This is a genomic window from Cellulosimicrobium sp. NPDC057127 (genome assembly GCF_042670945.1).
In the GTDB taxonomy this organism is placed as follows: Bacteria; Actinomycetota; Actinomycetes; order Actinomycetales; family Cellulomonadaceae; genus Cellulosimicrobium.
The window spans coordinates 114,223-135,070 of the sequence record NZ_JBHUUP010000011.1 but is presented as its reverse complement, the minus strand read 5'-3'; the positions used below and the strand labels follow the sequence as shown (position 1 = coordinate 135,070).

The window sequence follows — 20,848 nt, the reverse complement described above, 5'->3', positions numbered from 1 at the left end:
CGGCCCGGTCCGGTCCCGCCGGACCACGTCGGACCGGCGCGCAGGCCCGGCGTACGCTGGGCGAAAGCCCCCTGAACCATGGCATCCGTGCCACCGTCTCGCCACGAAGGAGCCAGGAGTGAGCAGCGTCGACACGTTCGGGTCGAAGGGAACACTGGAGGTCGGTGGGGAGGCGTACGAGATCTTCCGGCTGTCCGCCGTCGAGGGCGTCGAGCGCCTCCCGTACAGCCTCAAGATCCTCGCCGAGAACCTCCTGCGCACGGAGGACGGCGCGAACATCACCGCCGACCACGTCCGCGCGCTCGCGTCGTGGGACCCGCAGGCCCAGCCCGACACCGAGATCCAGTTCACGCCCGCGCGCGTGATCATGCAGGACTTCACCGGCGTGCCCTGCGTCGTGGACCTCGCGACCATGCGCGAGGCCGTCGCCGACCTGGGCGGCGACCCGTCCCGCATCAACCCGCTCGCGCCGGCCGAGATGGTCATCGACCACTCGGTGCAGATCGACGTCGCGGGCCGTCCCGACGCGTTCGAGCGCAACGTCGAGATCGAGTACGAGCGCAACCACGAGCGCTACCAGTTCCTGCGCTGGGGCCAGACGGCGTTCGACGACTTCAAGGTCGTCCCCCCGGGCACCGGCATCGTGCACCAGGTGAACATCGAGTACCTCGCGCGCACGATCATGACGCGCGAGGTGGGTGGGGTGCTGCGCGCCTACCCGGACACGTGCGTCGGAACCGACTCGCACACCACGATGGTCAACGGCCTCGGCGTGCTCGGCTGGGGCGTCGGCGGCATCGAGGCCGAGGCGGCCATGCTCGGCCAGCCCGTCTCGATGCTCATCCCGCGCGTCGTCGGCTTCAAGCTCTCCGGCTCCATCCCCGCGGGCGTGACGGCGACCGACGTCGTGCTCACGATCACCCAGATGCTGCGCCAGCACGGCGTCGTCGGGAAGTTCGTCGAGTTCTACGGCGAGGGCGTCGCCCAGGTCCCGCTCGCGAACCGCGCGACGATCGGCAACATGAGCCCCGAGTTCGGGTCGACCGCGGCGATCTTCCCGATCGACGGCGTGACGCTCGACTACCTGCGCCTCACGGGTCGCAGCGACGCCCAGCTCGCGCTCGTCGAGGCGTACTCCAAGGAGCAGGGCCTGTGGCTCGACCCGACGGCGGAGGGCTACGTCGAGCCGACGTTCTCCGAGTACCTGGAGCTCGACCTCTCGACGGTCGTCCCGTCGATCGCCGGCCCGAAGCGCCCGCAGGACCGGATCGAGCTCGGCGAGGCGAAGGAGTCGTTCGCCTCCGCGATCCTCGACTACGTCGGCGCGGACGAGGCGGCGCCGTTCACCGGCCTCGACGAGTCCGTCGAGGAGACGTTCCCGGCGTCCGACCCGATCGCGGCCGCCGCGCACGACAACGAGTCCGACCACCCGGTCGCGCCCGGCCACGGCGACAGCGCGACGCGCCCGCACAAGGTCGTCCCGGTGACGCTCGCGGACGGCACGACGACCGAGCTCGACCACGGGCACGTCGTCATCGCGTCGATCACGTCGTGCACCAACACGTCGAACCCGTCGGTCATGCTCGCCGCGGCGCTCCTCGCGAAGAACGCGGTGGACCGCGGCCTCGCGTCCAAGCCGTGGGTCAAGACGTCGATGGCGCCGGGCTCGCAGGTCGTCACGAACTACTACGAGAAGGCCGGCCTGTGGCCGTACCTCGAGAAGCTCGGCTTCCACCTCGTCGGCTACGGCTGCGCCACGTGCATCGGCAACTCCGGCCCGCTGGCCGAGGAGATCTCCGCGTCGGTCAACGAGCACGACCTGTCGGTCGTCTCGGTGCTCTCGGGCAACCGCAACTTCGAGGGGCGCATCAACCCCGACGTGAAGATGAACTACCTCGCGTCGCCGCCGCTGGTCATCGCGTACGCCCTGGCCGGCACGATGGACTTCGACTTCGACGGCGAGCCGCTCGGCACGGACTCCCGCGGCGAGCCGGTGTTCCTCAAGGACATCTGGCCCTCGCCGGAGGACGTCCAGGCGACGATCGACTCGTCCATCGACCGTGACATGTTCACGAAGGACTACGCGGACGTCTTCACCGGCGACGACCGGTGGCGCTCGCTCGACACCCCCGAGGGCGACACCTTCGCCTGGGACGCCGAGTCCACGTACGTGCGCAAGCCTCCGTACTTCGAGGGCATGGGCGCGCAGCCGGAGCCGGTCCAGGACATCACCGGCGCGCGCGTGCTCGCCAAGCTCGGCGACTCGGTGACGACGGACCACATCAGCCCCGCGGGGGCCATCAAGGCGGACTCCCCGGCCGGCAAGTACCTCGCCGAGCACGGCGTCACGCGCCGCGACTTCAACTCCTACGGCTCGCGCCGCGGGAACCACGAGGTCATGATCCGCGGCACGTTCGCCAACATCCGCCTGCGCAACCAGCTCCTCGACGGCGTCGAGGGCGGCTTCACGTACAACTTCGTGAAGGACGCCCAGGACACCATCTACGACGCCGCGCAGGACTACGCCGCGCAGGGCACGCCGCTCGTCATCCTCGGCGGCAAGGAGTACGGCTCCGGCTCGTCGCGCGACTGGGCGGCCAAGGGCACGGCGCTGCTCGGCGTGAAGGCGGTCATCACCGAGAGCTTCGAGCGGATCCACCGCTCGAACCTCATCGGCATGGGCGTCCTGCCGCTGCAGTTCCCGGCGGGCGAGAGCGCCGCGTCGCTCGGCCTCGACGGCACGGAGACGTTCGACGTCGCGGGCATCACGGCGCTCAACGAGGGCACCACGCCCCGCACGGTGAAGGTCACGGCGACCAAGGGCGACGGCACGACCGTCGAGTTCGACGCCGTGGTGCGCATCGACACCCCCGGCGAGGCGGACTACTACCGCAACGGCGGCATCCTGCAGTACGTGCTGCGCTCGCTCGTCGCCTGACGACGCAGCAACCGCGCGACGGCGCGTCCACCCGCGACGGGTGGGCGCGCCGTCGGGGTCATGCGCCCGACAGCACCTGGTCGCGCGCGTGCTCGCCGATCGCGCGCAGGTGCGGGGCCTCGTCGGCGGAGTGCCGCAGGAGCATCGTCGTGAGGACGACGGCCCACGCGAGCGCACGGTCCCACGTCGCGTCGTCCGTCCCGCACGCCTGCGTGACCCGCCGCCGGAACGCCTCGCGGTCGGCGCGGTCGAACGTCAGCCACGCGGTCGCGAGGTCGGTCGCCGGGTCGCCGGACGTGACGTCCCCGAAGTCGACCACGGAGGTGAGGGCGGGTGGCCGGGCGTCGTCGGTCGCGACGAGGTTCGCCGGGTGGAGGTCGCCGTGGATCCAGACGGCCGGACCGTCCCACGCCGGGGCGTGGACCAGACGTGACCAGAGGGCGAGGAGGGCGGGGCCGTCGGGCACCGTGCCGTCGCCGAGGCGTGCGCGCACGGTCTCGTCCCGCTCGGCCAGCGGCACCCCGCGGAACGGGTTCGCCGGGGCGTCCGGCGGTGCGGGCCGGTGCAGCGCGGCGACGACGTCGGCCAGCGGCGCGACGAGCCCCGAGCGGTCGGCGGGCGGCACGGCCCACACCGGCCGACCGGGGAACCACGGCACGAGGCTCCACGACCACGGGAAGACGGGCCCGCGCGTCCCGTCGCTCGGCACCCCGACCCGGACCGGCGCGGGCACGGGCACGGGCAGGTGGGGCGCGAGTCGAGGCAGCCACGTCTGCTCGTGCCGCACCAGCTCTGCCGCTGCGGCGCGGCGGGGCAGGCGCAGCGCGAGGTCGTCACCGAGGCGCAGGACGACGTTGTCCCAGCCGTGGGCGACGACGGCGAGCGGGAGGTCCGCGAGGTCGGGGTGCTGGGCGGCGAGCAGGCCGCGGGCGAGGTCGGCGGTGACGTCGACCTCGGCGGGCGGGAGGGCGGGCACGCGCCGACGCTACCCGACGTCGCGCGACCTCAGACGGGCAGGTCGAGCGTGCGCGCCCGGTCCCACGGCTCCGTCCAGCCGAGCCGGTCGAGCACCGCGTCGAGCACGAGGCCGGTGAAGCCCCACACGACGTGCTCGGTGCCGTCGGCGTGCACGAGGAACGCGGGGCTGCGGAAGGTGCGCGGCCCCCGGCGCACGACGGCGGTGCGCCGGTTCACCGGGTCGAGCAGGTCCGCGACGGGCGCACGGAACACGTGCGCCGACTCGGCGTGGTCGACGACGGCGACGGGTGTCGGGCGTGCCCACCACCCGACGACGGGCGTCACGAGGTGCCCGCTCACGGGCAGGGGGAGGCGCGCGAGCGTGCCGAGCACCTCGACGCCGGCCGGGTCGAGCCCGGTCTCCTCGCGGGCCTCGCGCAGGGCGGCGGCCACGGGGCCGTCGTCGTCGGGGTCGACGCGGCCGCCGGGGAACGCGACCTGCCCGGCGTGCGAGCGCAGCGTGGCTGCACGGGCGAGCAGCAGCACGTCGAGGTCGCGGGGCGCGGCGGTCCCGGCGTGCTGCGCCGGCACGTGGTCGAGCACACCGAAGAGCACGAGCACCGCCGCGGCGCGGGCCGTGGTGGCGTCGAACGCGACCGGCCCGTGCCGCCACTCGGACGGCCAGCTCGGGTCGGCCGCCAGCGCGGCGAGCTGGGCGCGCGCAGTCGTGGCGCCGGGGGACGTCATGGCGGCGAGGTTACCGGGGCGGTCGCTCACCAGCTGACGTGCAGCGGGCGACCCTCCTCGTACCCGGCGGCGGACTGGACGCCCACCACGGCACGCTCGGCGAGCTGCTCGAGGTCGGTGGCGCCGGCGTACGTGCACGACGAGCGCAGGCCCGAGGTGATCTGGTCCAGCAGGTCCTCGACGCCCGGGCGCTGCGGGTCGAGGAACATGCGGCCCGAGCTGATGCCCTCCTCGTACAGGCCCTTGCGCGCCCGGTCGAAGGCCGAGCCGGCGCCCGCGGTACGGGCGGCGACGGCGCGCGCGGAGGCCATGCCGAAGCTCTCCTTGTAGAGGCGGCCGGTGCCGTCGTCGTGCAGGTCGCCGGGCGACTCGTACGTGCCGGCGAACCACGAGCCGATCATCACCTGCGACGCGCCCGCAGCGAGGGCGAGGGCCACGTCGCGCGGGTGGCGCACCCCGCCGTCGGCCCACACGTGCTTGCCGAGCTCGCGGGCCGCGGTCGCGCACTCGAGCACCGCCGAGAACTGGGGCCGCCCGACGGCGGTCATCATGCGCGTCGTGCACATCGCGCCCGGACCGACCCCGACCTTGACGATGTCCGCCCCGGCGGCGACGAGGTCGCGCACGCCGTCGGCGGTGACGACGTTGCCGGCGACGACGGGCACGTCGGGCCCGACGGAGCGCACGGCCTCGAGCGCCTGGAGCATCTTGGCCTGGTGGCCGTGCGCGGTGTCGACCACGAGCACGTCGACGCCCGCGGCGAGCAGGTCCTTGGCCTTGGCGGCGACGTCGCCGTTGATGCCGACCGCGGCGCCGACCCGCAGCCGGCCCCCGGCGTCGAGCGAGGGCGCGTAGACCGAGGACCGCAGTGCGCCCTTGCGCGTGAGCACGCCCACGAGCTCCCCGTCGCGCGTGACGGGCGCGACCTTGAGCCGCGCCGCGTGCAGCTGGTCGAACGCCGCCTCGAGGCCGCCGGGGCCGTCGAGGATGCCGGCGTCCAGCACGAGCGGGTCGGACGTCATGACCTGGTGCACCTGCGTGAACCGGTCCACGTCGGCGCAGTCGGCCTCGGTGACGACGCCGACCGGGCGGCCGCCGTCGACGACGACCGCCGCCCCGTGCGCGCGCTTGCCGACGAGCGTCAGGGCGGTGTGCACGGTGTCGTGCGGGCCCACGACGACGGGCGTCTCGACGACGGGGTCCTTGGACTTCACGTCGGCCACGACCTCGGCCACCACGTCCGAGGGGACGTCCTGCGGCAGGATCGTCACGCCGCCGCGCCGCGCGACCGTCTCGGCCATGCGGCGCCCGGCGACCGCCGTCATGTTCGCCACCACGACGGGGATCGTCGTGCCCGTGCCGTCCGCCGACGACAGGTCGACGTCGAAGCGCGAGGTGACCTCGGAGCGGGACGGGACGAGGAAGACGTCGCCGTAGGTGAGGTCGGTCGCGGGGGACTGGCCGGGCAGGAATCGCATGCGTCCATCGTACGGCGGGGGCGCCGCGGCACCGGGGGGCGGTCGTGCGCCCGGGCCCCGAGTGTGCGTCAATGGCGTGAAGGTCTCGTCGTCACGTGCAGCGGCGCACGGGCCACCGGCGCGCACCGCCTAGAGTTGTCGGGCTGGTCGGACGGGAACGGAACGGAGCACCGCATGAGCCTGCTGAGCACGATCACCTCTCCCGAGGACGTGCAACGGCTGACCCCCGCCCAGGCCCGCGACCTCGCCGTCGAGATCCGGGCGTTCCTCGTCGACTCGGTGTCGCGCACCGGCGGGCACCTCGGGCCGAACCTGGGCGTCGTCGAGCTGACGCTCGCCATGCACCGGGTCTTCGCGTCGCCCACGGACACGTTCGTGTTCGACACGGGCCACCAGTCGTACGTGCACAAGCTGCTCACCGGGCGCCAGGACTTCTCCGCCCTGCGCAAGAAGGGCGGCCTGTCCGGCTACCCGTCGCGCGCGGAGTCGGAGCACGACGTCGTGGAGAACTCGCACGCGTCCACCGCCCTGTCGTGGGGCGACGGCATCGCCAAGGCGAACGTCGTGCGCGGCCTCACCGACCGCCACGTCGTCGCGGTCATCGGCGACGGCGCGCTCACGGGTGGCATGGCGTGGGAGGCGCTCAACAACATCGCCGAGTCGCAGGACCGGCGTCTCGTCGTCGTGGTGAACGACAACGGGCGTTCGTACTCGCCGACGATCGGCGGCCTGGCCCACCACCTGTCGACGCTGCGCACGACGCGCGGCTACGAGTCGTTCCTCGAGTGGGGCAAGCGCACGCTGAGCCGCTCGGGCGCGCCCGGCCGGTTCGCGTACGAGTGGCTGCACGGGCTGAAGAAGGGCCTCAAGGACGTCGTCGCGCCGCAGGGCATGTTCGAGGACCTCGGCATCAAGTACGTGGGTCCGGTCGACGGGCACGACATCGAGGCGATGGAGCACGCGCTGCGCCGCGCGAAGGCGTACGGCGCGCCCGTCATCGTGCACGCGCTGACCGAGAAGGGGCGCGGGTACACGCCCGCGGAGCAGGACGTCGCGGACCGCTTCCACGCGGTCGGCAAGATCCACCCCGAGACGGGGCTGCCCGTCGCGCCGTCGCGGTTCGGCTGGACGTCGGTCTTCGCCGACGAGATCGTGCGGATCGGGCGGCGTCGGCCCGACGTCGTGGCCATCACCGCGGCGATGCTCGAGCCCGTGGGCCTCAAGCCGTTCGCGCAGGCGTTCCCGGAGCGCACGTTCGACGTCGGCATCGCCGAGCAGCACGCCGCGACGTCGGCGGCCGGCATGGCGTTCGCCGGTCTGCACCCCGTCGTCGCCGTGTACGCCACGTTCCTCAACCGGGCGTTCGACCAGGTGCTCATGGACGTCGCGCTGCACCGGGCCGGCGTGACGTTCGTGCTCGACCGGGCGGGCATCACCGGCGACGACGGCGCGAGCCACAACGGCATGTGGGACATGGCGATGCTGCGGATCGTGCCCGGCCTGCGGCTGGCAGCGCCGCGCGACGAGGAGACGATGCGCGCCGCGCTGCGCGAGGCCGTGGACGTCGACGACGCACCGACCGTCGTGCGCTACCCCAAGGGCGCGCTCGGCGACGCCCTGCCGGCGGTCGACGAGGTCGACGGCGTGGACCTGCTCGCCGTGCCGGACGCCGCGCGCACGAGCCCCGCGGAGCGCCGGCGCGTGCTGCTCGTCGGGGTCGGGTCGATGGCGCCCGTCGCGCTGGGCGCCGCGGAGGCGCTCACGGCGCACGGGCTCGACGTCACGGTCGCGTCCCCGACGTGGGTGCTGCCGGTGCCGAGCGCCCTCGTCAAGCTCACGGGCGAGCACGACCTCGTCGTGACCGTGGAGGACGGCGTCGTCGACGGCGGCGTCGGGGCGATGCTCGGGCAGCGCGCGGTCGGCTCGGGCGTGCGCACGCCCGTGCACGCGATCGGGCTGCCGGTGGCGTTCCTCGACCACGCGAGCCGCGACCAGGTCGTGGCCGAGCGTCGCCTGACGTCCGCGGACGTGACGCGGGACGTCCTGGACGCCGTCGGGACCCTCTGACGCGTCAGGAGTGGGTCTCGGTGACCGCGTGCTCGACGACGGCGCGCAGGTCACCGCCTGCGTCGGCGAACCAGCCCCGCTGACGGGCGGCACCGTTGCCGCGCGACCACACGTGCCCGAGCAGCTCGGTGACGGCGTCGAGGTCGCCCGCGTCGGCCAGGGCCTCGCGCACGTGCGCCACGAGCTGGCCCACGACGTCGTGCGCGGGGGCGGGGCGCCACGTCAGCGGCGACACGAGGTCCTCGACGAGGCCCGAGCGGCCGGCTCGCCAGGACGCGGTGCGCAGGAGCTCGGGACGCAGCTCGGGCGCCGGGCGCCCGTCCGCCGCCTCGCGCGCGGCCGTCTCGACGAGCCCGCGCGACAGCGCGGCCACGAGCGTGGCGGTGTCCGGGTGCAGGCACACGTCGGCGATGCGGATCTCGACGGTCGGGTACCGGGCGGACAGCCGGGCGTCGAAGTAGACCATCGCCTGGTCGAGGATCGTGCCGGTGGCGACGAGGGCGTCGACCGCGTCGTGGTAGGCCTCCGGGGTCCCGAACGCGCGGGCCGGCCCGGCGGTGGGCCACCGCGACCACACCTGGGAGCGGAAGCTCGCGTACCCGCTGTCCTCGCCCTGCCAGAACGGCGAGTTGGTGCTGAGGGCGAGCAGCGTCGCGAGCCACGGGCCGATGCGGTCGAGGACGGCCACGCCCTCGGCGTCGTCGGCGACCGCGACGTGCACGTGGCAGCCGCTCGTGAGCTGCTCGCGCGCGGTCAGGCCGAACTGCGCGCGCGCCTCGAGGTAGCGCAGCCGGGAGACGGTCGTGCCCTCGAACGGCAGGGGCGACGTCGACAGCGCCGCGACGCGGGCACCGACGCGGTCCGCGGCCTGCTGCGCGCGTGCCCGTCCGGCGCGGATCTCCTTCGCGAGGTCCTGCAGCTCGGTGCGCGGGTGCGTCGCCGTCTCGAGCTGTTCCTCCATGAACTCCGACTCGAGCGAGCCGGCACCGCCGCTCTTGTCCGACGTGCCCGTCGCGTCGAGCGCCTCCTGCGCCTTGGCGACGGGACGACCGTCCGCGCCGACGAGCAGGAACTCTTCTTCCACACCTACGGTCCGTGTCACCCCGGAAGTCTCACACGTCCCGCCCTCCGACGTCGGATGAAGCGCCGAACCCTTGTGAAGACCATCACAAAGGTGTGTGAGCGGGCGCGCCGACGGGCCCGGGAACCCCGACATCTCGCGGTTCTCGGCACGTCCCGCCCGGCTCGGGACCTAGGTCATCGAGAGGGCCGGAACGGCCCCGCCGCGCGCGGCGCGGACCTAGCCTGGAGGTGGCGAAGGGGCCCGCCGGGCCGGTCGGCCCGCCCTCCCCGGGAGGGCGTGCCGCCGTCCCGCGCGGGAGCCCCGGCCGGCGTCGCGAACCCGCGCGTCAGGCACGAGGGAGGTCCGATGACCAGCGTTTCCGAGGCACCCAGCAGCACCACTCCCGCCGGCGGCGGCGCCGACGCCGGCGACACCGCGCGCGTCCCCGCGTGGGACGGCTTCGTCGACGGCCCGTGGCGCGACGGGGTGGACGTGCGCGACTTCATCCAGCGCAACTACCGCCCGTACACGGGCGACGCGTCGTTCCTCGCCGGACCCACGGAGCGCACCACGGCCGTCTGGGCACGCCTGTCGGCGATGTTCCCCGTCGAGCGCGAGAAGGGCGTCCACGACGTCGACCCGCACACCCCCGCGGGCATCACGGCGCACGCGCCCGGCTACATCGACCGCGACAACGAGGTGATCGTCGGGCTCCAGACCGACGCGCCGCTCAAGCGCGCGATCATGCCGAACGGCGGCTGGCGCATGGTCGCCGGTGCGCTGGAGACCTACGGTTACGAGGTCGACGAGACCCTCGCGAAGGTGTTCACCGAGCACCGCAAGACCCACAACCAGGGCGTCTTCGACGTCTACCCGCCGAACGTCCGCGCGGCCCGCAGCTCGCACATCATCACCGGCCTGCCGGACGCGTACGGCCGCGGCCGCATCATCGGCGACTACCGCCGCGTCGCGCTGTACGGCGTCGACGCGCTCGTCGCCGCGAAGAAGCTGGACAAGCTCGAGCTCGACACGCGGCCCTTCACCGAGACGGTGGCGCGCGAGCGCGAGGAGCACGCCGAGCAGATCCGCGCCCTCGGCGAGCTGAAGGAGATGGCGGCCTCCTACGGGTACGACGTCTCGGGCCCGGCGACGACCGCCCGCGAGGCCGTGCAGTGGCTGTACTTCGCCTACCTCGCGGCCGTGAAGGAGCAGAACGGCGCGGCCATGTCCCTCGGTCGCACCTCGACGTTCCTCGACGTCTACATCGACCGTGACCTCGAGGCCGGCGTCATCACCGAGGAGCAGGCGCAGGAGATCGTCGACGACTTCGTCGTGAAGCTGCGCATCGTCCGCTTCCTGCGCACGCCCGAGTACGACGCCCTGTTCTCCGGCGACCCCACCTGGGTGACCGAGACGATCGGCGGCATGGGCGAGGACGGCCGTCCGCTCGTGACCAAGAACTCGTTCCGCTTCCTGCAGACCCTGTACAACCTGGGCCCGGCCCCGGAGCCGAACATGACGGTCTTCTGGAGCCCGGAGCTGCCGCAGGGGTTCAAGGACTTCTGCGCCCAGGTGTCGATCGACACGTCGGCGGTGCAGTACGAGTCGGACGAGCTCATCCGCCCGGCGTGGGGCGACGACGCCGCGATCGCGTGCTGCGTCTCGCCCATGCGCGTGGGCAAGCAGATGCAGTTCTTCGGCGCGCGGGTCAACCTCGCCAAGACGCTGCTGTACGCGATCAACGGCGGTCGGGACGAGGTCTCGGGCAAGCAGGTCTCGCCGGTCGCGGCGCCGGTCGAGGGCGACGTGCTGGACTTCGACGACGTCATGGCGAAGTTCGACGCGACGATGGACTGGCTGGCCGCGACCTACGTCGAGGCGCTGAACTGCATCCACTGGTCGCACGACAAGTACGCGTACGAGCGCATCGAGATGGCGCTGCACGACAAGGACGTGCTGCGCACGATGGCGTGCGGCATCGCCGGCCTGTCCGTCGCGGCCGACTCCCTGTCGGCGATCAAGCACGCGACGGTCCGGGTGGTGCGTGACGAGCGCGGCCTCGTCGTCGACTACGTCACCGAGGGCGAGTTCCCGACGTACGGCAACGACGACGACCGGGCCGACGCGATCGCCGTCGACCTCGTCGAGCGCTTCATGGCCAAGGTGCGCACGCACCACATGTACCGCGACGCGGTGCCCACGCAGTCCGTCCTGACGATCACGTCGAACGTCGTGTACGGCAAGGCGACGGGCAACACGCCCGACGGCCGCCGCGCCGGCGAGCCGTTCGCCCCGGGCGCCAACCCGATGAACGGCCGCGACACGCACGGCATGCTCGCCTCGGCGCTGTCCGTGGCGAAGCTGCCGTACGACGAGGCGCAGGACGGCATCTCGCTCACGAACACGGTGGTGCCGAGCGGTCTCGGGCGCACGAAGGACGAGCAGGTCGCGAACCTCGCCGGCCTGCTCGACGCCTACGTCGGGTCGAACGGCTACCACATGAACGTCAACGTGCTGAACCGCGAGACGCTCCTGGACGCCATGGACCACCCGGAGAACTACCCGCAGCTGACGATCCGCGTGTCCGGGTACGCGGTGAACTTCGTCCGCCTCACGCGCGAGCAGCAGCTCGACGTCCTCTCGCGCACGTTCCACGGCGCGCTGTAGCACCAGCACGCACGACGAGGAGATCCCATGACCGTCACGCTGCCCGTCCCGGCACCCGGCGCCCGCACCGGGCGCGGGTGCGGCGTCCCGGAGGGCGCTGCCGTGCCGGACGACGCCACGCGCCTCGAGGTGCCCGACGTCGCGGCGGACCCCGCGGCGTCGGGGGTCCCGGTGGGCCACGCCCGCCGGGCGGGCGCCGGGCTGGACGGACTGGCGGTCGCGGACGTGGACCGGGCCGACAAGCTCGCGGCGATGCGCGCGGGCGAGCTCGGCTCGGTCCACTCCTGGGAGCTCGTCACCGCGGTCGACGGCCCGGGGACGCGGCTCACCGTCTTCCTCAACGGGTGCCCGCTGCGATGCCTGTACTGCCACAACCCCGACACGTTCGCGATGAAGGACGGGCGTCCCGTCACCGCGGACGAGCTCCTCGCCCGCGTGCGGCGCTACCTCCCGGTGTTCCGGGCGACGAAGGGCGGGCTGACGCTGTCCGGCGGCGAGGTGCTCATGCAGCCCGCGTTCGCCGCGCGCGTCCTGCGGGGCGCGAAGGCCATGGGCGTGCACACCGCGCTCGACACCTCGGGCTTCCTCGGCGCGCACGCGACCGACGCGATGCTCGACGACACCGACCTCGTGCTCCTCGACGTGAAGTCCGGCGACCCGGACACCTACCGCCGCGTCACGAGCCGCGACCTCGAGCCGACGCTCCGCTTCGGGCGCCGCATCGCCGAGCGCGGTCTCGACGGCCACGCGCCCGAGGTGTGGGTGCGCTTCGTCCTCGTCCCCGGGCTCACCGACGACGCGGAGAACGTCGAGAAGGTCGCCCGGTACGCGGCGTCGCTCGACGCGATCCGCCCCGGGACCGTCACGCGCGTCGAGGTGCTCCCGTTCCACCAGATGGGCCGCGACAAGTGGGACGCGCTCGGGCGCACCTACGAGCTCGACGACACGACTGCGCCGTCGGCCGAGCTCACCGAGCGGGTGCGCGACCAGTTCCGCGCCCACGGCCTGACGACCTACTGACGCCGCACGTCGCGTGGCGGGGACGCCACCTGACCTGGCACGCTGTCGGCCGTGACGACGGCCCCCGAGCGACGCCCGGAGCGCCCGGACGCGCTCGCGGCCCGGCAGGTGGTCGCCGAGGCCGATGACCTCGCGGCGCTGCTCGGCCGGTTCGCGGGCGCCCCGGCAGCGGCACGCGAACGTGTCCGGGACGCGTACGACGCGAGCCGCGAGGACAAGGTGCTCGCGCGGCTCGACACGGTCGACGTCGCGGCGCTGCGCGACGTCACGCGCGAGCGGCTGCGCCTCGGAGCGGTCACGGACGCAGGCATCTCCACCGTCGGGGAGGTGGCGCGCCGCGGTCGTCCCGGACTCGAGCGAATCCCGGGCATCGGGCGCCAGACGGCGGCCCACCTGCTCGCCGCGACCGAGCAGGTCGCGCGTGCGGTGCGCGAGAGCCTGCGCTTCCGCATCGACCTCACGCCCACCGACCCGGTCGCCACCCGGCTCGTCCAGGCACTCCACGCGCTCGCCGAGGCCGACGCCGTCGGCACGCGGCACCGTGCCGCGACCGGGCGGTTCCTCGCGGAGCACGCGCGCGTCCGCCCGGACGCCGCGACTGCGACGAGCCCCGTGCGGCGCTTCTTCGCGTGGGGCGCCCGCGGGCGGCGCGCCGACGCCGCCGTCGCCGCGCTCGCCGCGCTCACCGCCGACGCCCGGGTGACAGGTCTGGCCGAGGACGCACGCCGCGTCGCCGGACCGGGCGGGCTGCTCGACGAGCCCGAGCGCCCCTACGACGCGTGGGAGGACTTCCGGCGGCGCTCCGCGGCGTACTACGCCTTGCTCGACGCCGTCGTCCCCACCGGCCGCGACCTCGCCGCGACGGAGGGGCACCTGCCCGCCGAGCTCGTCGAGCGCGTCCAGGCCCACCCGCTCGACGAGTCGCTCCTGCGGGTGTCGCTGCGCGGCTACCAGGCCTTCGGCGCACGCTTCGCGCTCGCCCAGCGCCGCGTCGTCCTCGGCGACGAGATGGGCCTCGGCAAGACCGTCCAGGCCATCGCGGTGATCGCGCACCTCGTCGCCGGTGGCGCCACGCACGCCGTCGTCGTGTGCCCCGCGAGCGTGCTCACGGGCTGGGTGCGCGAGCTGCGCGCCCACGCCGACCTGGCCGTCCACGCCTTGCACGGCGCGGCGCGCGAGGAGGCGACCGCCGCGTGGCGCTCGGGCGGCGGCGTCGCCGTGACGACGTTCGCCGGCCTCCGGGACGCCGGCGTCGACACGTTCACCGACCCCGGTCCGGCCGTGGTCGTCGTCGACGAGGCGCACTACGTGAAGAACCCCGAGGCCAAGCGGTCCGTCGCGGTCGCGGCGCTGGCGGCCCGCACGCCGCACACCCTCCTCCTCACCGGGACCGCGATGGAGAACCGGGTCGAGGAGTTCCGCACGCTCGTGGGCTACCTGCAGCCGGGGCTCGCCGCCGACCTCGACGCCGCCGCCGGGGCCGCCGGTCCCGAGGCGTTCCGGCGCGCCGTCGCGCCCGCGTACCTGCGGCGTAACGCCGAGGACGTGCTCGAGGAGCTGCCCGAGCTCGTCCAGGTCGACGAGTGGGAGGAGCTCGGCGCCGCCGACGGCGACGCGTACCGGCGGGCCGTCGCGGCGGGGGAGTTCATGGGGATGCGCCGGGCCGCGTTCGCCGTGGAGCACCCCGAGGACTCGGCCAAGGTGCGCCGCCTCGTCGAGATCGTCACCGAGGCCGCGGAGAACGGCCGCAAGGTCGTCGTGTTCTCGTACTTCCGCGCCGTCGTCGACCTCGTCGCCACGGCGCTCGGGGACCTCGCGCTGCGCCCGCTCACCGGGTCCGTCCCCGCGACCGCGCGCCAGGCGGTCGTCGACGAGTTCACGGCGTCCCCCGTGCCGCGCGCGCTCGTGAGCCAGATCGACGTCGGGGGAGTGGGCCTCAACCTCCAGGCGGCGTCCGTCGTCGTGCTGTGCGAGCCGCAGACCAAACCCACGACCGAGGCGCAGGCGATAGCGCGCGCCCACCGCATGGGCCAGGTCGAGACCGTGCAGGTCCACCGTCTGCTCACCGCCGGCACCGTCGACGAGCACCTCCTGCGCATCCTCGACACCAAGGCCCGGCTCTTCGACGCCTACGCGCGCCGCAGCGCGCTCGCCGAGGAGGTCGCCGGCGCCGTCGACGTGTCCGAGGCGCAGCTCGCGCGCACGATCGTCGCCGCCGAGCGCGCCCGCCTCGTCGTCGACCCCGCCGTCACGTCGACCGAGGACGCGCCCGTCTCGACATGAGCCCTCGGGAGCGAGCCCCTAGCGTGGCTCCCATGAGCACCCCTGACGAGGCGCGCGAGCCCCTCGCGCCGCTGCCCGAGGACTGGACGACGGCGCTCGCGGTCGTCGCGCACCCCGACGACATGGAGTTCGGCGCGGCCGCCGCCGTCGCGCGCTGGACCGGCCAGGGCAAGCGCGTCGTGTACTGCATGGTGACGAGCGGCGAGGCAGGCATCGACGGCATGGACCCGGACGTCGCGCGCGGCGTCCGGGAGGCCGAGCAGGTCGAGTCGGCGCGGCTCGTGGGCGTCGACGAGGTGGAGTTCCTCGGTCTGCCCGACGGCGTGCTCGAGTACGGCGTGCCGCTGCGTCGCGAGATCGCGCGGGCCGTGCGCCGGCACCGCCCGGACGTCGTCGTCACCGGAAACCACCGCGAGACGTTCCCCGGCGGGATGCCGAACCAGGCGGACCATGTGGCGACGGGACGTGCCGTCCTCGACGCCGTGCGCGACGCGGGCAACCGCTGGGTGTTCCGCGACCAGGTGGAGGCGGAAGGGTTCGAGCCGTGGGGCGGCGTCGGGCAGGTCTGGGTCGCCGGGTCGCCCGTGCCCACCCACGCCGTCGACGTCAGCGAGACCTTCGACGCCGGCGTCGCGTCCCTGCGGGCGCACCAGGCGTACCTCGACGGCCTCGGGTGGCAGGACTTCGACCCGGCCGCGTTCCTCGCCTCGATGACGGGACCGACGGGCTCGACGCTCGGCGTGACCCACGCCGTCGCGTTCGAGGTCGTGCGGATGACCTGGGACTGACCCCGGCCGCCGCCCGGCGTGCGGGCGACGGCCGGAGGGTCAGGCGCGCTGCGTCGCGCCGGCCGGGACGTTCGCGACGCCGTCCGGGAGGAAGCGGCGTCCGAGGACCTTCTCGGAGCAGCCCGTGCGGTCGAGGTACGGCGTGATCCCGCCGAGGTGGAAGCCCCACCCGGCGCCGAGGATCATGCACAGGTCGACCTGCGACGGGTCCGCGACCACGCCCTCGTCGAGCATGAGGCCGATCTCCTGCGTCAGCGCCGTGAGCACGGCGTCGAGCACGCCCGCCTCGTCGAGCGCGCCCGCACCACCGGGCTCGCCCGTGCCGAAGACCCGCTGGATCGCCGGGTCGACCGGCTTCGGCAGGCCCTTCGGCGCGTCGAGCACGACGGGGATCCGCTCGTCGACGATGCGCTGCAGCCCGGGGGACTCGGGGAAGCGGTCGCCGAGGTCCTCGCGCAGCGACGTGAGGACGTGCAGGCCCACGGCCGGCCCGACGAGGTCGAACAGCGCGAACGGCGGCATCGGCAGGCCGAGCGGCGCGACGGCGCGGTCCGCGACCTCCACGGGCGTCCCGTTCTCGACCGCCTCGACGATCTTGGCCATGAGCAGGATGAGGAGGCGGTTGACGACGAACCCGGGCCGGTCCGCGACGAGCACCGCCGTCTTGCGGAGCTTCTTCGTCATGGCGAACGCGGTGGCGAGCGCCGCGTCGTCCGTCTCCGTGGCCCGGATGATCTCGACGAGCGGCATCTGCGCGACGGGGTTGAAGAAGTGCATCCCGACGACGCGCTCCGGGTGGCGCAGGTCGGCGGCCATCTCGGTCACCGACAGCGCCGAGGTGTTCGTGAGGAAGACGGTCTCGTCGCCCACGACGTCCTCGAGCTCGGCGAAGACCTTCTTCTTGAGCGGCAGGATCTCCGTGACGGCCTCGATGACGACGTCGCAGCCGGCGAGGTCGCCGAGCTCGGTCGTGCCGTGCACGGACGCCACGACGCGCGCGCCGACGTCGCGCGACATGCGTCCGGAGCCGACGAGCTTCTCCACGGTCGAGCGGACGTAGCCGAGGCCCTTGTCCACCCGCTCGGTGTCGAGGTCGCGCATGACGACGGGCACCTGGAGGCGCTGGGCGAACAGCAGCGCGATCTGTGCGGCCATGAGCCCGGCACCCACGATGCCGACGCGCGTGACCGGGCGGGCGATCTTCGGGTCGGGCGCGCCCTGCGGCTTCTTCCCCTTGGACACGAGCTGGAACGCGTAGACGCTCGCGCGCATCTCGTCGCTCATGATGAGGTCGGCGAGCGCGACGTCCTCCGCGGCGAACGCCTCCTCCTGCGTCGCGGTCCGGGCCGCGGCGACCAGGCCGAGCGCCCGGTACGGCGCCGGCCGCGAGGCTGCGACGACCGCGTCGAGCCGCTGCCGCGTCGCCTCGACGACGGCGTCCCACACCGGCTGCGGGTCGAGCTCGCGCCGCTCGACGACGACGTCGCCGCGCAGCACCGACTCCGCCCACCGGATCGAGGACTCGAGGAAGTCGGGGGCGTCGAACAGCGCGTCGACGAGCCCGGTCTCGTACGCCTCCCGGGCCTTGAACGGCTTGTTCGCCGCCGGGCGCTCGAGGATGACGTGCATGGCCTTCTCGACCCCGAGCAGGCGCGGCACGAGGTACGCGCCGCCCCAGCCGGGGACGAGCCCGAGCCCGACCTCGGGCAGGGCGAGCGCGCCGGCGTCGGACGCGACCGTGCGGTAGTCGCAGTTGAGCGCGATCTCCAGGCCGCCGCCGAGGGCCACCCCGTTGACGAACGCGAACGTCGGCACGCCGGTCTTCTCGCGCAGCCCGCCGAGGATCGAGTACGCGGCGTGGCCGGCGCGCCCGAGCGCGAGCGCGTCGTCGTACGTCTGCACGGCGGCGGCCTGCGTGAGGTCGGCGCCCGCGGCGAGGAAGTACGGCTTGCCGGTCACCGCGACGGCGACGATCTCGCCGTCGGCGGCGCGCTGCTCGAGCTGCCGCAGCGCCCCGTGCAGCTCGGCGAGCCCCTCGGGCCCGAGCGTCGTGGGCTTGGTGTGGTCGAGGCCGTTGTCGAGCGTGAGCAGGGCGAGCGTGCCCGTGCCGCCCGGCAGCGCGACGTCGCGCACGAGCGCGTGCGTGACCCGCTCGCCGCGCCCGGCAGCCCCGCCGTCCCGGGGCGCGGAGGGGTCCGTCGCGATGGTCTGGTCGCCGGCCGTCGCGCCGGGCCTGGTCGTCGTCTCGCTCATGGTCAGCGGTCTCCCTCGTGCTCGACGGTGGTCGCGGCGGACGTGTGGCCGGAGTAGTCGGCGTGGTGCGGGTTCTCCCAGATCACCGTGCCGCCCATGCCGAGCCCCACGCACATGGTCGTCAGGCCGTAGCGCACCTCGGGGTGCTGCTCGAACTGGCGCGCGAGCTGCGTCATGAGGCGCACGCCCGACGACGCGAGCGGGTGGCCCATGGCGATGGCGCCGCCGTACTGGTTGACGCGCTCGTCGTCGTCCGCGAGGCCGAAGTGGTCGGTGAAGGCGAGCACCTGGACGGCGAACGCCTCGTTGATCTCGAACAGGCCGATGTCGTCGATCGTCAGGCCGGCCGAGGCGAGCGCGCGCTCGGTCGCGGGCACGGGACCGTAGCCCATGACCTCCGGGTCCACGCCGGCGTAGGCGTAGGAGACCAGGCGCATGCGAGCGGGGAGACCCAGCTCGTCGGCGACGTCGCCGGCCGCGAGCAGGCACGCCGTCGCGCCGTCGGTCAGCGGGGAGGCGTTGCCCGCGGTGACCTTGCCACCCGGGCGGAACGGCGTCTTGAGGTCGCGGATCGCGTCGACCGTGGTGCCGGGGCGCGGGAGCTCGTCGGCCGTGGCGAGGCCCCAGCCGAGCGCGGTCGACCGGGTCGCGATCGGCACGAGGTCGGCGGCGATGTCCCCGTTCGCGAGCGCCTTCGCGTACTTGGCCTGGCTCGCCACGGCGTACGCGTCGGCGCGCTCCTTCGTCAGGTGCGGGTAGCGGTCGTGCAGGTTCTCCGCGGTCGCGCCCATGACGAGCGCGGACGAGTCGACGAGCTTCTCGGCGACGAACCGGGGGTTGGGGTCCGAGCCCTCGCCCATCGGGTGGTGGCCCATGTGCTCGACGCCGCCCGCGACGACGACGTCCTGCGCGCCGACCGCGACGTTCGCCGCGGTCGTGGTGACCGCGGTCATCGCACCGGCGCACATGCGGTCGATCGCGAAGCCCGGCACCGACTTCGGCAGCCCGGCGAGCACCGCGACGCTGCGCCCGAGCGTCAGCCCCTGGTCGCCCGTCTGCGTCGTCGCGGCGAGCGCGAGCTCGTCGACGCGCTCGACCGGCAGCTCGGGACGGCGGCGCAGGAGCTCGCGGACCGTCTTGACGGCGAGGTCGTCGGCGCGGGTCTCGGCGTAGATCCCGTCGGGGCGCGCCTTGCCGAACGGGCTGCGCACGCCCTCGACGAAGACGACGTCGCGCACCGCGCGCCGGCGCGCGGCCTGGGTGGGGGCGTGCGACGGGGCGGGGTCGTGCGCGCGGTCGGCGCGCTCGCCGGCCACGGTGTCGGCCACGGTCATGGCATCTCCATCCGGTCGGGTGGTCCGGCTCGCGGAGCCGGTGCAGATGGTCGGGACGGCGGTGTCCGGAGCGACACCGCTCGGTCGATACACGCTACCGCGGGTACCGGAAACGTACGAGACCGATGCTACGACATGCCGAGACCCGGTATCGCATCGGCGATACCGGGTCTCGGTCGAGGGGGGTGTCTGCCGTGCTCAGCGGCCGCCGCGCAGCGAGCGCACGACCTTCTTCGCGGTGGGCAGCCCCTTGTTCCACGCGGAGTACCACACCGAGAACGGCACGTCGACGCTCCCCACGAGCTCGTCCTCGTGGCTCGCGAACCCGCGCTTGAAGGTGGAGATCCCGTCGTTGAGGAGGCCGTTGACGTCGTAGCGCACCACGCCGCGCTCGCGCATCGCCGTGATCGCGTGCCACTTCAGGCCGTAGTTGGCGCGCAGCCGCTGGCCCTCGTCGTCCATGCCGCCGTAGAGCTCGAACGACGTGCGTGCCGACGCCGCGAACCACACGAACGCGACGGGCCGGTCGTGCGGGCCGTCCGGCGCCGAACGGGCGAACGCCGCGAAGACGGGGGAGTGCTCGCCGAGCTCGGCGGCGACGAGACGGTAGTAGTCGTCCTCGTGCAGCCCGAAGCCGGCGCGCTCGGCGGTCGTGCGGTAGATCGCGAGGCACGCGTCGAGCTCGGAGGCGCCCGTCACGGCGCGGAACTCGAGGTCCTCGCGCTGCGACTTGCGGATGTACTGGCGCGTCTTCTTCGCCATGGCGGCCATGAGCTCGTCGTCGTCACGGCGCAGGTCGAGGATCAGCGTCGTCGGGTAGAGCACCGGGTTGACGGCCGGCCGGGACCCGGGGAGGTCGAGCGGAGTGCCCGCGTCCCAGTCCGGCTCGAGCGTGACGCCCACGCCGCCCACCTCGTCGCGGCACCACCGCACGACCGCGCGCGTGACCGCGGACCGTGTCGCGTCGTCGGTGGTGCCGTCCGCGTCGCCCACGACCACGGGGCCGCGCGGCACGTAGCTCAGCGCCTTGAACTGCGCGGGCAGCCGGCGCTCGAGCACCTGGGCGAGCCCCACGACGGCGCCGTCCGGCCCGGTGACGCGCAGGCGGTGCGGGCGCCACGCCCCCGCGCCCTTGACCTCCCCCCAGCCCCACAGCTGGAGCGGGTGGCCCCCGAGCGCGTCCACCTCGGCGTCCCACGCCGTGCGGTCGGTGACTGTCCGGATCGTCAGGTTCGCGTCGTGCACGGCGTCGA

General features: G+C 73.9%; 13 protein-coding genes. 6 read left to right on the top strand and 7 right to left on the bottom strand.

Going from position 1 to position 20,848, the window contains the following annotated elements; translation table 11 throughout:
• Positions 1 to 118 precede the first annotated feature (118 nt).
• Positions 119 to 2,938, top strand: a complete 2,820-nt coding sequence (locus tag ACFTZA_RS12530) for an aconitate hydratase (RefSeq protein WP_378195039.1) — start codon at positions 119 to 121, stop codon at positions 2,936 to 2,938.
• 58 nt (positions 2,939 to 2,996) lie between these two features.
• Here the strand turns inward: ACFTZA_RS12530 and ACFTZA_RS12525 are convergent, their stop codons facing one another.
• The 3 genes from ACFTZA_RS12525 to ACFTZA_RS12515 are packed head-to-tail and all read right to left on the bottom strand — an operon-like array spanning position 2,997 to position 6,120.
• On the bottom strand, positions 2,997 to 3,914 hold the full coding sequence (locus ACFTZA_RS12525) for an aminoglycoside phosphotransferase family protein (RefSeq protein WP_378195036.1): 918 nt from the start codon (positions 3,912 to 3,914) through the stop codon (positions 2,997 to 2,999).
• Positions 3,915 to 3,943: 29 nt separating this feature from the next.
• Positions 3,944 to 4,642 carry an NUDIX hydrolase gene (locus tag ACFTZA_RS12520; protein WP_378195034.1) on the bottom strand — a complete coding sequence of 233 codons (699 nt, stop codon included), beginning with the start codon at positions 4,640 to 4,642 and terminating at the stop codon, positions 3,944 to 3,946.
• 26 nt (positions 4,643 to 4,668) lie between these two features.
• Positions 4,669 to 6,120 (bottom strand): GuaB1 family IMP dehydrogenase-related protein, encoded by a 1,452-nt coding sequence (locus ACFTZA_RS12515; protein ID WP_378195031.1) that lies wholly within the window; start codon positions 6,118 to 6,120, stop codon positions 4,669 to 4,671.
• Between the two features lie 174 nt (positions 6,121 to 6,294).
• Between ACFTZA_RS12515 and dxs the strand changes: the two genes are divergently transcribed.
• Entirely contained in the window at positions 6,295 to 8,187 is a 1,893-nt protein-coding gene (gene dxs, locus ACFTZA_RS12510) for a 1-deoxy-D-xylulose-5-phosphate synthase (protein WP_378195028.1), read from the top strand.
• Positions 8,188 to 8,191: 4 nt separating this feature from the next.
• Here the strand turns inward: dxs and ACFTZA_RS12505 are convergent, their stop codons facing one another.
• Positions 8,192 to 9,289, bottom strand: a complete 1,098-nt coding sequence (locus ACFTZA_RS12505) for a glutamate--cysteine ligase (RefSeq protein WP_378195025.1) — start codon at positions 9,287 to 9,289, stop codon at positions 8,192 to 8,194.
• A gap of 327 nt (positions 9,290 to 9,616) precedes the next feature.
• Here ACFTZA_RS12505 and pflB point away from each other — a divergent pair, with 327 nt between their 5' ends.
• Genes pflB through ACFTZA_RS12485 form a run of 4 tightly spaced genes read left to right on the top strand, consistent with a single transcriptional unit; the run spans position 9,617 to position 16,008 of the window.
• Entirely contained in the window at positions 9,617 to 11,917 is a 2,301-nt protein-coding gene (gene pflB / locus ACFTZA_RS12500) for a formate C-acetyltransferase (RefSeq protein ID WP_378195022.1), read from the top strand.
• Between the two features lie 27 nt (positions 11,918 to 11,944).
• Entirely contained in the window at positions 11,945 to 12,937 is a 993-nt protein-coding gene (gene pflA, locus ACFTZA_RS12495; RefSeq protein WP_378195019.1) for a pyruvate formate-lyase-activating protein, read from the top strand.
• Positions 12,938 to 12,988: 51 nt separating this feature from the next.
• Positions 12,989 to 15,220, top strand: coding sequence for a DEAD/DEAH box helicase (locus ACFTZA_RS12490; RefSeq protein WP_378195016.1), 2,232 nt, complete (start codon positions 12,989 to 12,991; stop codon positions 15,218 to 15,220).
• Between the two features lie 32 nt (positions 15,221 to 15,252).
• The gene (locus tag ACFTZA_RS12485) at positions 15,253 to 16,008 is read left to right on the top strand and encodes a PIG-L deacetylase family protein (RefSeq protein ID WP_378195013.1); all 756 of its coding nucleotides are present in this window, start codon (positions 15,253 to 15,255) and stop codon (positions 16,006 to 16,008) included.
• A 39-nt stretch (positions 16,009 to 16,047) separates the two neighbouring features.
• Here ACFTZA_RS12485 and ACFTZA_RS12480 read toward each other — a convergent pair whose 3' ends face one another.
• From ACFTZA_RS12480 to ACFTZA_RS12470, 3 genes are all read right to left on the bottom strand, one after another.
• Positions 16,048 to 18,261, bottom strand: a complete 2,214-nt coding sequence (locus ACFTZA_RS12480) for a 3-hydroxyacyl-CoA dehydrogenase NAD-binding domain-containing protein (protein WP_378195010.1) — start codon at positions 18,259 to 18,261, stop codon at positions 16,048 to 16,050.
• Between the two features lie 2 nt (positions 18,262 to 18,263).
• Positions 18,264 to 19,595 (bottom strand): thiolase family protein, encoded by a 1,332-nt coding sequence (locus tag ACFTZA_RS12475; RefSeq protein ID WP_378195007.1) that lies wholly within the window; start codon positions 19,593 to 19,595, stop codon positions 18,264 to 18,266.
• A gap of 198 nt (positions 19,596 to 19,793) precedes the next feature.
• A complete protein-coding gene (locus tag ACFTZA_RS12470) occupies positions 19,794 to 20,840 on the bottom strand; it encodes a lipid II:glycine glycyltransferase FemX (RefSeq protein WP_378195004.1) in 1,047 nt (348 codons plus the stop codon).
• Positions 20,841 to 20,848: the final 8 nt, after the last annotated feature.

Bases quoted from the DNA above. Each gene is read 5' to 3' on its own strand.
- ACFTZA_RS12520 (WP_378195034.1), bottom strand. From the start codon at position 4,642: ATGACGTCCCCCGGCGCCACGACTGCGCGCGCCCAGCTCGCCGCGCTG.
- ACFTZA_RS12485 (WP_378195013.1), top strand. From the start codon at position 15,253: ATGAGCACCCCTGACGAGGCGCGCGAGCCCCTCGCGCCGCTGCCCGAG.
- ACFTZA_RS12480 (WP_378195010.1), bottom strand. From the start codon at position 18,261: ATGAGCGAGACGACGACCAGGCCCGGCGCGACGGCCGGCGACCAGACC.
- dxs (WP_378195028.1), top strand. From the start codon at position 6,295: ATGAGCCTGCTGAGCACGATCACCTCTCCCGAGGACGTGCAACGGCTG.
- pflB (WP_378195022.1), top strand. From the start codon at position 9,617: ATGACCAGCGTTTCCGAGGCACCCAGCAGCACCACTCCCGCCGGCGGC.
- ACFTZA_RS12475 (WP_378195007.1), bottom strand. From the start codon at position 19,595: ATGACCGTGGCCGACACCGTGGCCGGCGAGCGCGCCGACCGCGCGCAC.
- pflA (WP_378195019.1), top strand. From the start codon at position 11,945: ATGACCGTCACGCTGCCCGTCCCGGCACCCGGCGCCCGCACCGGGCGC.
- ACFTZA_RS12515 (WP_378195031.1), bottom strand. From the start codon at position 6,120: ATGCGATTCCTGCCCGGCCAGTCCCCCGCGACCGACCTCACCTACGGC.